The organism is Dehalococcoidales bacterium (assembly GCA_030698765.1).
Lineage (GTDB): Bacteria > Chloroflexota > Dehalococcoidia > Dehalococcoidales > UBA2162 > JAUYMF01.
This window is the reverse complement of record JAUYMF010000109.1, coordinates 1-12,867: the sequence shown is the minus strand read 5'-3', so window position 1 is coordinate 12,867 and position 12,867 is coordinate 1. Positions and strand designations below refer to the sequence as shown.

Below are 12,867 nucleotides of genomic sequence, written 5' to 3'. Positions count from 1 at the left end.
TGTCGTGGGTGTAGTTGGAGTTGTCGGTGTGGTCGGAGTCGTCGGACTTGTCGGTGTGGTTGGCGTCGTCGGTGTAGTCGGAGTTGCAGGTGTGGTCGGTGTGGTCGGAGTAGTTGGCGCATTAGGTGTGACGGGTTCCTCAGGCTGGCAGCCAGAGACCGCCGTCAACAGCAGTAATAATGCAACCGCCAGGTAGACGACAACCCTCTTCTTTCCTGCGAGTTGTTTCCAGTTCATATGGTAAACCTCCTCTTTTCTCCCAATTTTATTCCAAAATACAGTCTATATCCGTGCTGTCATCAATAAAATACGTAATCATACTTAAATATTGCTGCGCAATACACCCGGAAAGGAGGGAATTCCGCTTTCACCATTACAAGTCTCACATAGTAATGCGGTCTGCCCGCCCGCGAACCTATGCTTTAATTAATGAACAAATTACGATTGAAATTAACATCTTGCTAAGAGCTTGCAATTGTCGGCGGAAACAGGTAAACTCACCCTTAGCCATGAAGATTGTACGTTTTGCCGTTGACCGGAAAATCAAATACGGGATATTGAAAGGCCAGTCGATTCAGGCTATTGAAGACAAGCCTTTCCGCCAGATCAAAACCGTTGACGACCGTTACCAGTTAGGCGAGGTCAAGCTCCTGTCTCCCTGCGTGCCGTCCAAGATTGTGGCACTGGGGCTTAATTACCATAGCCACGCTAAAGAGATGAACGTCCCCATACCTGACGCCCCCCTGCTTTTTATCAAACCGTCAACCGCCGTCATCGGCCCTGAGGATAATATCAATTACCCGGCTGCCTCGGAGCGGGTCGACTATGAGGGAGAACTGGCGGCGGTAATCAAGAAGCCCGTGTGGCGGGTATCCGAAAAAGAGGCGCTGGACTACGTACTGGGCTACACCTGTTTTAATGATGTTACCGCCCGTGACCTGCAGAATCGGGATGGTCAGTGGACGAGGGCCAAGGGCTTTGATACCTTTGCCGCGGTGGGGCCATGTATTGAGACCGAGCTTGACCCGGCGAATACCGAACTGGAGACCTACTTAAACGGGGAACTCAAGCAGAAGGGAAACACCAACGACCTTATCTATTCTCTCACGACGCTGATAAATTTTATTTCTCACGTGATGACACTGCTGCCCGGTGACATTATCGCTACCGGTACTCCCAGCGGCATCGGCCCGATGTATCCCGGTGATACGGTTGAGGTGAAGATCAAGCCGATAGGCACGCTGAGAAACTACGTCGTCAAAAACGGTGGCTAAACCACAACATGCCTCCTGACTGAAAACCGGGAGCGCTATCTACACCTTTATTTTTTGCCCGGCCAGGGTAGTTGTCGTGCCCGCGCTATTGACCAGAAAATCAATAGTATCATCGGCAGGGTTGATGTGACACGGTTTCAGTTCAGCCAGGTCGGCGCCGGAAGCCTGTTGTCTCTGCTTATAGCGTTGAAATGTATTCTCCGGAAGCAGGGTAACTTCCAGCGGTCTCAAACTGGTAAATGATTCCAGCTCAGCGTAGGGCGTATCCAGTTCCTTAAGTTTCTTATGGATGCGGTTGGCTACCTGCTCGGCGGAGACATGCCCGTTGTTCCTGAGCTCAATATAAAGGTGCAGCGCCGGTTTATCCTTGACCTCTTTGCGCGCTGTCCAGTCTTCGTAGTCCAGCCCGGCGTTTTCTATTGCCTGCCAGATAATCTTTTCGGAAAGACGGGTAAAACCGGCAATATCAATCTGGTCATCAACCCGGGAGAGAAAGACCATCTGCGGTATGTCTATATTCAGCTTTTCATTACGCAGCGCCGTTATTTTTATGAGGTGCCCCACCCTGTACCTGACGAACGGACCTCCGTGTAAACTGGTGATAACCAGTTCATAGTTACCCGGCACAAGTTCATTCATTAACAGAGTAGCCGGTTGATATGCCGGTTCTTGCCGGGACCGGATGCTTTCCTTTTCCGGGATGAACTCAAAGAAATTCAGATGCGGGATAAAGGTCATCCCTTCGTGATCCCAGGTCTGCGTGGCAATCAGGCTGGCCTCGGTACAGCCGTGGAATTCCAGCGGCTCCCGCCCCCACATTTCCTTGATTTTTTCTTTGTAGATGGAGCTGTCCATACCAAATGTAATCAAGCTCTTTAATGTCCATAAATCCTTGGGCAGGAGAAGACGGTGGGCCAGCTTGCTCTGCACCATTCCCCGAAGTAGGCGGGACATTACCCTGGGCCTTTTCAGCATAGCTTTGACATTGGCGTTGTTGCTTTTCTGGCTGAAGCGGTCGCCGATGGCCAAGGCGACACTGGAAAGGGCGATGCATATATCCATACCTTCAGACAGGGCTAACTCAAACCCCCCCTGCATCCTTTCCTCGAAGGACATTTTCTCCGCTTCTTCCACCGGCGGCAGGAAATCAAACAGGGAATGGGGAAACACGTGCGCCATAGTTCCGGTGGCGTAGGGCGGGGGAGCCATTCCATATAGGACTTTGTCACGCTCCTTCAAGGTAATTTCATTTCTGCGCTGGCAACTGGACAAGAACAGCAGCGCAAATATCAGCAGCTCTATCTCTCTGAGTTGCTCGGTGGTTACCGGCGCCCAGCGGAAAGTATACTCGCCGGATTTACCGGATGTATACTGCCACAGGGCCGGTTTCCCGGGTAACGTATCATCCCTCCGATCGAGGAGATAAGGGGCGTAGTCCTCATAAGTGGTCAGGGGGACTTGCGCCCGGAGTTCCTCCGGGTTACGGGGACTGGCCCCATTCAGGATATAGCGGCCCAGCTCGCATTCCTCGAGAAGCTCGAGCTGTTCCCGGACGAGCCGCCGCTGAATTTTCATAAAATCATCAAGGCTCAGGTCAATAAAACCGCAGCACCTCTGCCACGCCTCTTCATTTCTACCCTGTTTAATCAGGTCAACTATTGTTGTCATTCCTTTTACCCCCAAGACAGAATTCAGGCTCTAAACTGCTGTTTCAACGAATTGACGAAAGCGTTCAGGCTCCGCCGGTTCGGTATCAGCATCGGTGTTTCCCGCCGGTATTTGTCGTATTCTTCAAACATTCTGCCGAACAGGAATTTGTCCTGCCAAATGGTCAGGGCGATATCCATCAGAATGAAGATCGGCGCCGCTATCAGCAAAAGACGGGACCTTGAAACCAGGACGAGTGAGAACATAGCAAGGGTGAACCAGTGCACTCCCGGATGCCTGACCATGGCATACAGCCCTGTGGTTACCAACCGGTCGCTGACGCCGGCGGCGATGTAGGTCTTGCGGAAGGGAAGGTTGATAAACAGGGAATATATCAGCAGCAGGCAAGATACCGCCAGCAATGCCCAGCCGATCCTGACAGTCCACAAGGGGAGCGCCATCTCGTCTGACCGGAGCCACGCCATCACCATCGCGTAGACCAGGAGGCCGCTGCCCGAAAACCAGATGAATGGCTTTAGTCCGGCCAGCTTTTTCCAGGAAACTATGTCGAAGATGTGCAGTAGCAGGAAACCAAGGCAACCGATAGCTATGTAAATCATAGTATCTCTCTGTTTCAACTATGGCAGGTTGCCCCGGCAATGGGAAGGGATTGTATTCTAGAAAATAGTTCTATCAGAGGTGAGGTTTACCTGAGGAAGGGCTGGTGAATCGAATCAGCAGTATCCTGATTAGCGGTGTTTGGCTTGACTGGCGGCACTGAAGGCCTGCAATTTCTGGCTGAGCTCTTCAAAAGCCTGGTCTTGCGGTTGTTTACCCAGTTCCAGTCCATAGCTGATGAAGAAGTCCAGGAAATTGCGCAAGAGTTCTCGGGTCCCTTGCTGGAACTCGTTGAACTCTTCCTTGGTGATATAGTCCTGCTTGATGGCGTCTTCATTCAGACACTTGTTGACCAGAAAATCAATAAACTCCGAGGAGCTCATGTCACCACGGTTTTCCTCGATTCTTCTGGCCACGTCAACGTCAATTATCAGCATCCTTTTCTCAGACATAAGCCACCTCTTCTAATATTATTTCGCTACTATCAAAAAAAGGGCGACCGGGAGAACTATCTCTCCAGGTTACCTCTTAAACATAAACCTGTCTATCCAGTGCAAAACCACCCTCAGTTTTCATCCCAGCCAAGCATTTCAGTAACACTTTCTATACTTCTGAGCAGTTTCAGGCCGTTATCAGTTACCTGATAGGTTACTACCGGATTGCCCACTTCCACTTTGCTAATAAAGCCGTGGCTCATCAGGAACCCGAGATACTTCTGTATCTGGCTGTAGCTCATGTTCGTACTATACATAATCTCTGTCTTGCCGGCGCCGTTTTCCCCCACCCTCAACATATCAGCTATTATTTCAAAGTTAGACCTTCTGTTATTTAGCTTCATCCCCGTCACCTCCCTGCCTTTTGTTTAACCGGGATAGCCGTCCGGGCACTCAATCTCGATTACCTCTACTCCCAGGGTTCATTCCGCGCTGTTTGCACCTCCCGGCGCCCCAAGTTGACCCTTTTAGCCCGGAAACTTTATCCTTTAGAATCCCGATAATACTGGTTCAGGGACTATCTGTCAAGGGGTCAGACCACTGGGAAAACCGGAGAGGTTTATGCTTAAGGCATAAGGATAATTCCGGAATCAGGAGGGTATTTGCCACTGCCGAAGTTTTGATAAAGGGAACCCGTTTGTCAGCGCCGGTTTCAGGATGGTCAGCGGATAAGTTCATGATTTTCAATCAGCAGCATCCGGATATCTTCCATATCTTTTACCCTTCGCCTTAAGTAACAATGACAGGTCAACTTTCATCCCGGCTGGTAGAAAGCAACCTGTCATGATGGTGGTGACCGTTGACATATATTTGGCTATTCATAGCTCAGCTATCGTAGTCCAGTTTTATGGTGGAGGTAAATAGCCCGTTAGTATCCCGACAATAGGCAATCAGTCCTGCTAACCGCTTACAGCGGAAAGGTTTACAGTGTCCTGCTCTGGAGAACAGGGATCTCCTTTTAGTATGAATGCTGTTGCGTCACGGGGTGGGTTGGCAGCCGGGAATCGCCGGCCATAATCCAGCCGTGGCGTACTGCCAGGAACACGGCATGAGTCCTGTCATTTGCGTTGAGCTTGCGGAGGATGTTACTGACGTGATTTTTGATTGTTTGCTCGCTTATTTCCAGTATGGAAGCAATTTGTTTGTTTGAGTTACCGGCAGCAACATGATTTAAGACCTGCTTTTCCCGTTCGGTGAGGATAGCAGTTATAGTGTCGGCGGTTCTTTTATGGGTACCGTACAGGCTCTGGAATTGTCTTAAGATATACTCACTAACCCTTGGTTTGGCAAGTAGGCTTTCACTGATGAGATATTCACCGTGAAAGACCTGTCTGATTGCACCGGTCAGTTCTTCCGCGGTTATGTTTCTGTCCAGATAGGCTACGGCGCCGCTTTTAACAATCTCAAGGAGTTGCTCATCATCCGGGTCGGAGGTCAGTATTATTATCCTGGTAGCAGGGTAGCGCCGGACAATCTCCCGGGCTATGTCCAGCCCTCTGAGGGAAGGATAATCAATATCCAAAAGCATGACATCAGGGGGGATAGCTTCCGTTAGCGCGGCTAAGTTCTGGTCAGGAGAGGTATGGAATACTTCAATATCCGGCTGCTGTGACAAAGCGTAGTGAACCCCAATTCGGAAAAGAGCCTGTTTATCAACTAGCGCCACCACTATCTTGTCCATAATATCATTGCCTGCTCAACCGGGTGCGGCTAATTGTCATACATTACTCGAATTTTTAAAACTGAACTCGAAAAGAAACTCGAAACGCCACTTGGCTATAATTTTGCCATAATATAGTCATTTTGTCAAATTAGCTGTTGCCTGACTTTCAATTACAGATACCATTGACAAATTTTATGTGAACTTGTATTCTGGGACTAGCTTTTTTGGTACCTGAGTTTTTAGAAATGTAAATACTGACCGGCGCTACAATTCACGAATTTGGATGGCGCCGGGAGTAACTAGCAGGTGGTATCGTTCTATGTTTGATTGGTTTAAGCGGTTGACAGGCAAGAATAAACAGAAGCAGAAACGCGTGGAAGCAGAGGAACGGAGTAATAATCAGGCGGCGCAGGCCCGTTCTCCACAAGGAACTTCCGAATCCCTGCGTTCGCTGCTTAAGACGGCGATAGCCGATGCCGAGCAGATAGTAACCAGTATCAAGATGAAGGCGCAAACAGAAGCTGAGACCGAAGCTGACAGAATTATCGCCCAGGCTAAACGGGAAGTTGAAGAGATAAAGACTAAAGCGGAAATTGATGCCCAAAAACAGGTTGAAGATCTCTTAGCGGAAGCTAAGAGGAAGGCGGAAATTACGGAGGTGGAGGCGAAACAGAAAGCCCTGCAATACTTGATCAGGGCCAGCGAGACATTACTCGGCACCTCTCAGGCAATCAAACCACCCCTTGAAATAGTGACGCCTGAGGATACCGGATTGAAATCCGTCAAAGCAGCTCAGGAGGTCGAAGAGAAATCCCGAAAATCTATTCTGCCCTGGAAGAGAACCGCTACCGATAAGACCGATAAGATGGAGGAGGCTCCTCCGTCACCGACAGTTTCCACCGAGGGACTGGCAGGAACTATTCAACAACTGGTAGAAGCTGCCATGTCTCAACCAGAACCCGCCGCTGAGAAAGCAGAGGTTCATCTTCCACCGGAAGTTTCCCGAAAGGAAGCAACAGAGCCTGCCGACCTGAGAATAACGGAACCCGCCCTGTCTCAGCAGGAGACTGTCATTGAGAAAGTGGAGGAGATTCCATCGTCACCGGAGGTTTACGCTCCAAAGGCAACCGAGGTTAACCTACCAAGAATGGGGAATCATCAATTGTATTCCGGCGAAGTGGAGCTGATTATAGCCCCATCGACGGAACTGAGGCTGGTTTCCAGGTTGTATAATTCCCTGCAAACGGTACCTGAATTAAGGATTCTCTATACCAGAGGCTCCTGGGACCAGGGAACCACGATAACAATCGTGCTGGAGAAACCAATTCCCCTGCTCGATACATTCCTGAGAGCCACTGATATTGAGATAACTCCGGAGCCGCTGGCGGAAGGGGTTGCAGCGCCGGGGAAATCAAGTTCCCTGTTCAGGGGAGAAGCCAGGGGAGTAAAAAAGAAGATAAAACTTAGCCTGAAAGATGCAAACTAGCCGGTGATGGTTGGTGTCCGGGGATATTGCTGGCGGTAGGTAGGACTAATCAGAGGAGTAAAGGACCATGGAGCCACCAAGAATAACCTTGCCTAAAGACCTGGGTGAGTTGCTGCTTGAAGCCAGGATGATTACCGAGGAGAAACTGAAACACGTCCGGGAACTACAGGCCAAGGATGGAGAAAAGATTGAGCGCATCTTGCTGCAGGAACGCTTGATTACGCCGCAGCAACTGGCGTTCTTTACCAGCCTGCAATTGCGGGTTCCCTTTGTCAACCTGAAGAGAGAGGGCGTTCGACCTAATGCCGTAGCCATGGTTCCTGAGCCGTTAGCCAGGAAATATAGTGTTATCCCGATTGATATCGCTGATGGTACGCTGGTAGTAGCCATGGAAGACCCGAGGGATATCGAGGCGCTTGAGGAGCTGGCCGCCCTGACACGGAAAAGAATAGAGCCGGTGCTCAGTACTTCTCAAGATATCCAGGAAATGATCGACCTGAATTACCGGGTCGGCGGTGAGATTGAGGAACAGCTAAGTCAAATCCCCACCCGCTACCGCAGCCCGCAGGTTAAAACGGCTGAGGCACGGGTTTCGGCGGAAGCGATTGCTCAAGCTCCCGTGGTCCGCGCCATTGACCTCCTCATCAAGCAGGCGGTAAGAGACCGGGCGTCTGACATTCATGTTGAACCCCAGGAGGACAGGCTGCGTGTCCGTTACCGCATTGATGGTATCCTGCAGGAGGTGATGTCCCTGCCTCTCAGCGTTCATCCTCCGTTACTTTCCCGGGTCAAAATAATGGCCGGGTTGAACATCGCCGAGCGCCGCCGTCCTCAGGACGGGCAGATTACCTTTGACATGGGAGATAGAGAGATTGATTTGCGGGTGGCGACCACCAATACCGTTTACGGGGAAATGGTGGTAATGCGGATTCTGGACAAGACCTTTGCCTTTCTTCCCTTACCCGAGATTGGCTTTCTCCCGGAGACCCTGGAGAGATACCTGAGGGTAGTAAAAAGTCCTTTTGGTATGATATTAATCAGCGGTCCCACCGGCGCGGGTAAAACCACTACCCAATATGCCACCGTCAATCAGCTTGATGCCGTGGGGCGTAATATCATCACCATTGAAGACCCGGTAGAATACCGCTTCGATAATATTAACCAGATGCAGGTCAGCCCGGCTACCGGACTGACCTTCGCCACCGGGCTTAGAGCTACGATGAGGCTTGACCCCGATGTTATTCTGGTCGGTGAGATACGGGACGCTGAGACAGCACAGATTGCCACCCAGGCATCCCTTACCGGACACCTAGTGCTTTCTTCGGTTCACGCTAATGATACGGTCAGTGTTGTCTTCCGCATGATAGACCTGGGCGTGGAACCGTTCCTGCTGGCTTCAGCCGTTGTCGGTGTCACCGCCCAGCGCATGGTACGCCGCGTATGTCCCTACTGTTCCCGGCCTACTCCGGTCAGTGTGGATGAGCAGATAGCCTATGAACAAGAGATGGGTGAAAAGAGGTCTGAATTTTTGGTTGGCGCCGGCTGTAATTTCTGCGCCAATACCGGCTATCTGGGGCGTACCGGCATCTTTGAAGTCATGGTGATGAGTGAGCCGATAAGAAGGCTGATACTGGGTGGCGGCAGTTCTGATGATATTCGTCAGCAGTCCACCAAAGAAGGTATGATCTCACTGTGGCATGATGGCATGATGAAGGTTAAAATGGGACTTACCACCCCCTATGAGGTAATACGTAACGTTTTCTCTATTGGCTAAGGAGACATTGTGGCGGGAATTACTGCGACTCCGTTAAAAACGAAAAAGCTGATATCTTATCGCTACCAGGCATCTACTATCCAGGGGAAGATAATCAAAGGTACCATCAAGGCTGTTGGCGAGATTGAGGCGGAGCGTCTTCTCATCGGGCAGGGCTACCACCCCCTGAACGTAGAGGTCGTTCCCTCTATGTTCAGCCTGGAAGAAGCTCTGCCTTCTCTTTTTCAGATCAAGCCCCGGGACGTGATTGTTTTCTCCCGCCAGCTGGCCACGCTGCTCAAGTCGGGTATTTCTCTGCTCCCGGCTCTCGAAATCCTGCAGGGGCAGGTAACTAATAGCCGGGCTTTCAAGAAGATACTGGGTTCCATCGTTGATGATATTGGCGCCGGGAGTTCATTTACCCAGTCCATTGCCAAGCATCCCAACGCTTTCAGTGAAATCTATTGCCGGACGGTTGCCGTGGGAGAACAGACCGGTAATCTGGAATTAGTCCTGAACCGGATGGGTGACTACCTGGAAAGACAGGGGGCCGTTGCCAAGAAGGTAAAAGGGGCTTTAACCTATCCCATGATGGTGCTGGGTGTTGGCCTGGTTGTGGGCGTTATCCTGATGGTGGTGGTCATGCCCCAGTTGCTGGGGATGTTCGAATCTCTGAATGTGGAGCTTCCTTTACCGACCAGGATTCTCATCGGCGTGACTGAAATCCTGACCGGATACCCGCTCTATTTCCTGATAGGCGGGGCGGCACTGGGTGCCTTGGCGCTCTGGCTGGTCAAGCAGCCTACCGGCCGGCGTTTACTTGACCGGGCGCGTCTGAAGGCTCCGCTTATCGGCCCGCCCACCCTGATGGGCGAGCTGGCCCGTTTTACCCGCACCATGTCGGTATTGATCGCCGCCGGACTGAGTTTACAGGAAATAATGGAGCTGATACCCCAGTCCAGCGACAACCGGATCATCCGTGACGCTTTGAACCGGGTGGGTGACGGGCTGGTATTGGGCGAGGGTTTGTCTGAGCCGATGTCCCGTATTGATATTTTCCCTCCCCTCCTTATCCAGATGGTGGCGGTGGGTGAAGAGAGTAATACTCTGGATTTCACCCTGGATGTGGTCGCTGATTTCTATGAAGTTACCGCCGAGGAGAAGACCAATAGCATCGTGGGTATGATTGGTCCCCTCAGCACTATTTTTATCGCCCTGTTCGTTGGCCTGATTGCCATATCAGTTCTGATGCCGATGTATGCCATTACCGGCAGCTTTGGCTAGAGGGCGGGAGAGACTGGCTCACCAAATAGTGGATTGATGATATTATGAAGCTCCTGCGAAAGGTCAGTAACCGTTTTTTCCGGGGTCAGGCAGGGCTGACCCTTATTGAGGTCGTCATCGCCCTGGGTATCCTGGGTGTTCTCGGCACCGGAATGCTGTCGGCTATTGATACCGGTTCCAGGGCAACCCGTACCCTTGATGAGCAGGTCGTCGCCTCAAACCTGGTCTCCGAATATCTGGAAGCCATCAGGGAAAGCCCCTACGCTGAGACCTATGATATTGACATTACTCATCCCTCTCAATACAGCGTGAACGTTACTACCGCTTTCTCTGATAACGGGAGCGCGTGGGTTGGTACTCATACTGATGAAAAACTGCAGAAGATTACGATAACGGTATCGCGGGAGGGGAGGCCGGTCCTTTCCGTATGCACCTTCAAGACGGAGCGATGAATCAAAAAGGGTTTACTTTGATCGAGATACTGGTGGTGATGCTGGTGGGAGGCATGGTAATGGCGGCGGCTTTGTCTATCACCCACCACATTTTTCGGGGAACTGACCGTACCAACAGCCAGACGGTGGCGCTGACGGATGCCGCTCAAGCAGCGCACAGGATCAAGAAAGACCTGATGATGACCCAGAACACTAATCTGACTTACGGCGGTCCTCCGCAAAGCGCCGTTAGTCTGACATGGACTGACTACACCAGCAGTTTTGGAAGCTCCCAGCAGACCCCTCATTCCAGTGCTTATGCTCTGTCCGACAACAACCTGCTGCAGCGTACCTATGATGGCACGGTGAGCATTGTTGGCCGGAGCATTACCTCGCTGGGATTTACCCAGGATGGACAGGTCATCACTGTTGCCATTACAGCCACCGGCCCGAAGCCACAGCAAAGGATGGAAAGTATCCAGTTCAGCATCCATATGCGGCCGGAGGTAACGCAGTGAAGCGGAAAAGACAGGCCGGGCAGGCATTTATCCTGGTGCTGATACTGCTGGCAATAGGGGCGACGATGGTCGTTCCGGCGCTCCGGCTCACCGGCACAGCATTGAAGAGCAGCCAGATTGTCACCCGGCAGACCAAAGAGCTTTACGCAGTTGACGCCGCCCAGGAGTTTGTAATGTGGAAGCTGCTATATGGCGGTTATACCAGTTTTTTCACCACTGATAATCAATCAGACAATTTCACTGTGGATGTTTGCGGCGTACCGGTGAATGTCACCGTCATCATGCGGGCGATAGCTAGCTGGCGGGGAGTTACTTTGATAGATGACACTCCTATCAAGCCGTCAAAAACCGTGTCACCAGGTACTATTACCGCCGGGCAAACCCTGACCTACACGATAAGGCTGGAGCAGATAAGCGCGACTTCTGAGAGATTGGACGCCGTTTATGATATCCTGCCCAGTTACACCAGCGCCAGCGGCGGGGCTCCCTATTATGATTATGTGCCTGGCAGCAGCAGGTTGAGAGTTGACGGGGGAGACTGGCAGCAGATTGACGACCCGGGTATAGTGAAAGATGGTTCTAATCTCCGGCTGAAGTGGCCGGCCACTTATGATTATAGCACCGGCGCCGGTGGTTTCCCTTCGCCGATGCGGGACTTCGCCAACGGGCAGATTAAAGAGATAAAATTTGAGGTAAAGCCAAGTAATTTATCACCCAACACGACATACTATAATTGGGTAGTGCTCAAACCCTGGAACACCCTCAGCGGCGCCGCGGCACCTGTCGTTACCGGCACTGGAGCAGGTTCTTCAGACGGATTGCTGGCAGTTGCCAAGATAAGCGACAAAGACTTCGTCCCGCCCGGAGTGCCGACTGAAGTCGTCTACACCATTTCTATCGAAAACCTGCAGGGTTCCAACAATTCGGTCAATAGCCTGACGGACTACCTTCCTCCGGAATTTTCCTACGTTGATGGAACAACGAACAGCGACCTCGTATCCGGAAACCCTGCGAAGGTCTTTGAGGAAATCAACGGGGTCAATCGCTGGGCGCTTACCTGGATACCGCCTTCCTCAACAAAAAGTATCGCAGCCAACACTACAAAAACAGTTACCTTCACGGCTGTCACCTCAGAAAATGTCTCCGTCTCCGGCAGCTACTATAATGAGGTTACCGTCAATTTTAGCAGCTCTCTTCCATCGGCGTTCTCTAATATTGGGATTACCCGGGAAGATTTCAGCAGCGGCTATAGCTGGAATAGCGCCCCGGTCATCGTGCCGGCATACGATTCCAGCGCCAGTTCCGGGGATATTACCTCCAATGCCAACATAGCGATTACGACAGGCAGCGTGGCTATCACTTCCTACCAGGTACAGTAGGGATTGCTAACTGATGTTATAATAGTGAGAAAACCGGATGGGGGCAACCCGGAGGCGGTTAACAACCATGAAACAGATTAGTTTATTTGTCATTGCGAGCGTAGCGAAGCAATCCGCTGCCCAGGTTACGGATTGCTTCGGGCTTTGCCCTCGCAATGACAATCCATTCTTAAACAACCTCGCAGTCTTGGATTTGAAATTAGAGTCTGTTCAGGATTTCAATTCAGCAAAGGGGGAAGACCAATGGACAAAGCCGAGGGCGCCGGCCAGGCGCACCTGAAACAGGATAGCCACGGCGGGATCAGCCCGGAAATGGAGCG

The 12,867-nt window shown here is 51.4% G+C and carries 13 protein-coding genes; 7 read left to right on the top strand and 6 right to left on the bottom strand.

Annotated elements, in window-relative coordinates; genetic code table 11:
* A partial coding sequence (locus tag Q8Q07_05485) for a hypothetical protein (GenBank protein ID MDP3879742.1) occupies positions 1–237 on the bottom strand: 237 nt, incomplete at its 3' end.
* Positions 238–509: 272 nt separating this feature from the next.
* On the opposite strand from Q8Q07_05485, the gene Q8Q07_05480 reads away from it, so the two are divergent.
* Complete coding sequence (locus tag Q8Q07_05480) at positions 510–1,274, top strand: fumarylacetoacetate hydrolase family protein (protein ID MDP3879741.1); 765 nt, start codon at positions 510–512, stop codon at positions 1,272–1,274.
* A gap of 39 nt (positions 1,275–1,313) precedes the next feature.
* Here Q8Q07_05480 and Q8Q07_05475 read toward each other — a convergent pair whose 3' ends face one another.
* The 5 genes from Q8Q07_05475 to Q8Q07_05455 all read right to left on the bottom strand — a co-directional run bounded on the left by Q8Q07_05475 (position 1,314) and on the right by Q8Q07_05455 (position 5,714).
* On the bottom strand, positions 1,314–2,942 hold the full coding sequence (locus Q8Q07_05475) for a GH3 auxin-responsive promoter family protein (GenBank protein MDP3879740.1): 1,629 nt from the start codon (positions 2,940–2,942) through the stop codon (positions 1,314–1,316).
* 23 nt (positions 2,943–2,965) lie between these two features.
* Positions 2,966–3,541 (bottom strand): methyltransferase, encoded by a 576-nt coding sequence (locus tag Q8Q07_05470; protein ID MDP3879739.1) that lies wholly within the window; start codon positions 3,539–3,541, stop codon positions 2,966–2,968.
* Between the two features lie 129 nt (positions 3,542–3,670).
* Positions 3,671–3,991, bottom strand: a complete 321-nt coding sequence (locus Q8Q07_05465) for a hypothetical protein (protein ID MDP3879738.1) — start codon at positions 3,989–3,991, stop codon at positions 3,671–3,673.
* Between the two features lie 113 nt (positions 3,992–4,104).
* Positions 4,105–4,377 carry a winged helix-turn-helix domain-containing protein gene (locus tag Q8Q07_05460; protein MDP3879737.1) on the bottom strand — a complete coding sequence of 91 codons (273 nt, stop codon included), beginning with the start codon at positions 4,375–4,377 and terminating at the stop codon, positions 4,105–4,107.
* A gap of 614 nt (positions 4,378–4,991) precedes the next feature.
* Positions 4,992–5,714, bottom strand: a complete 723-nt coding sequence (locus Q8Q07_05455; protein MDP3879736.1) for a response regulator transcription factor — start codon at positions 5,712–5,714, stop codon at positions 4,992–4,994.
* A 301-nt stretch (positions 5,715–6,015) separates the two neighbouring features.
* On the opposite strand from Q8Q07_05455, the gene Q8Q07_05450 reads away from it, so the two are divergent.
* From Q8Q07_05450 to Q8Q07_05425, 6 genes are all read left to right on the top strand, one after another.
* The gene (locus Q8Q07_05450) at positions 6,016–7,182 is read left to right on the top strand and encodes a hypothetical protein (protein ID MDP3879735.1); all 1,167 of its coding nucleotides are present in this window, start codon (positions 6,016–6,018) and stop codon (positions 7,180–7,182) included.
* A gap of 67 nt (positions 7,183–7,249) precedes the next feature.
* Positions 7,250–8,956 carry a GspE/PulE family protein gene (locus Q8Q07_05445; GenBank protein MDP3879734.1) on the top strand — a complete coding sequence of 569 codons (1,707 nt, stop codon included), beginning with the start codon at positions 7,250–7,252 and terminating at the stop codon, positions 8,954–8,956.
* Positions 8,957–8,965: 9 nt separating this feature from the next.
* Positions 8,966–10,219 (top strand): type II secretion system F family protein, encoded by a 1,254-nt coding sequence (locus Q8Q07_05440; GenBank protein ID MDP3879733.1) that lies wholly within the window; start codon positions 8,966–8,968, stop codon positions 10,217–10,219.
* 44 nt (positions 10,220–10,263) lie between these two features.
* Positions 10,264–10,671, top strand: a complete 408-nt coding sequence (locus Q8Q07_05435; GenBank protein ID MDP3879732.1) for a prepilin-type N-terminal cleavage/methylation domain-containing protein — start codon at positions 10,264–10,266, stop codon at positions 10,669–10,671.
* The gene (locus Q8Q07_05430) at positions 10,647–11,168 is read left to right on the top strand and encodes a prepilin-type N-terminal cleavage/methylation domain-containing protein (GenBank protein ID MDP3879731.1); all 522 of its coding nucleotides are present in this window, start codon (positions 10,647–10,649) and stop codon (positions 11,166–11,168) included. Before Q8Q07_05435 ends, Q8Q07_05430 begins: the two co-directional genes overlap by 25 nt.
* Entirely contained in the window at positions 11,165–12,547 is a 1,383-nt protein-coding gene (locus tag Q8Q07_05425) for a hypothetical protein (protein ID MDP3879730.1), read from the top strand. The genes Q8Q07_05430 and Q8Q07_05425 overlap by 4 nt, the downstream gene beginning before the upstream one ends.
* Positions 12,548–12,867 lie beyond the last annotated feature (320 nt).

Bases quoted from the DNA above. Each gene is read 5' to 3' on its own strand.
- Q8Q07_05450 (MDP3879735.1), top strand. From the start codon at position 6,016: ATGTTTGATTGGTTTAAGCGGTTGACAGGCAAGAATAAACAGAAGCAG.
- Q8Q07_05465 (MDP3879738.1), bottom strand. From the start codon at position 3,991: ATGTCTGAGAAAAGGATGCTGATAATTGACGTTGACGTGGCCAGAAGA.
- Q8Q07_05470 (MDP3879739.1), bottom strand. From the start codon at position 3,541: ATGATTTACATAGCTATCGGTTGCCTTGGTTTCCTGCTACTGCACATC.
- Q8Q07_05480 (MDP3879741.1), top strand. From the start codon at position 510: ATGAAGATTGTACGTTTTGCCGTTGACCGGAAAATCAAATACGGGATA.
- Q8Q07_05460 (MDP3879737.1), bottom strand. From the start codon at position 4,377: ATGAAGCTAAATAACAGAAGGTCTAACTTTGAAATAATAGCTGATATG.
- Q8Q07_05455 (MDP3879736.1), bottom strand. From the start codon at position 5,714: ATGGACAAGATAGTGGTGGCGCTAGTTGATAAACAGGCTCTTTTCCGA.
- Q8Q07_05475 (MDP3879740.1), bottom strand. From the start codon at position 2,942: ATGACAACAATAGTTGACCTGATTAAACAGGGTAGAAATGAAGAGGCG.
- Q8Q07_05435 (MDP3879732.1), top strand. From the start codon at position 10,264: ATGAAGCTCCTGCGAAAGGTCAGTAACCGTTTTTTCCGGGGTCAGGCA.
- Q8Q07_05445 (MDP3879734.1), top strand. From the start codon at position 7,250: ATGGAGCCACCAAGAATAACCTTGCCTAAAGACCTGGGTGAGTTGCTG.
- Q8Q07_05430 (MDP3879731.1), top strand. From the start codon at position 10,647: ATGCACCTTCAAGACGGAGCGATGAATCAAAAAGGGTTTACTTTGATC.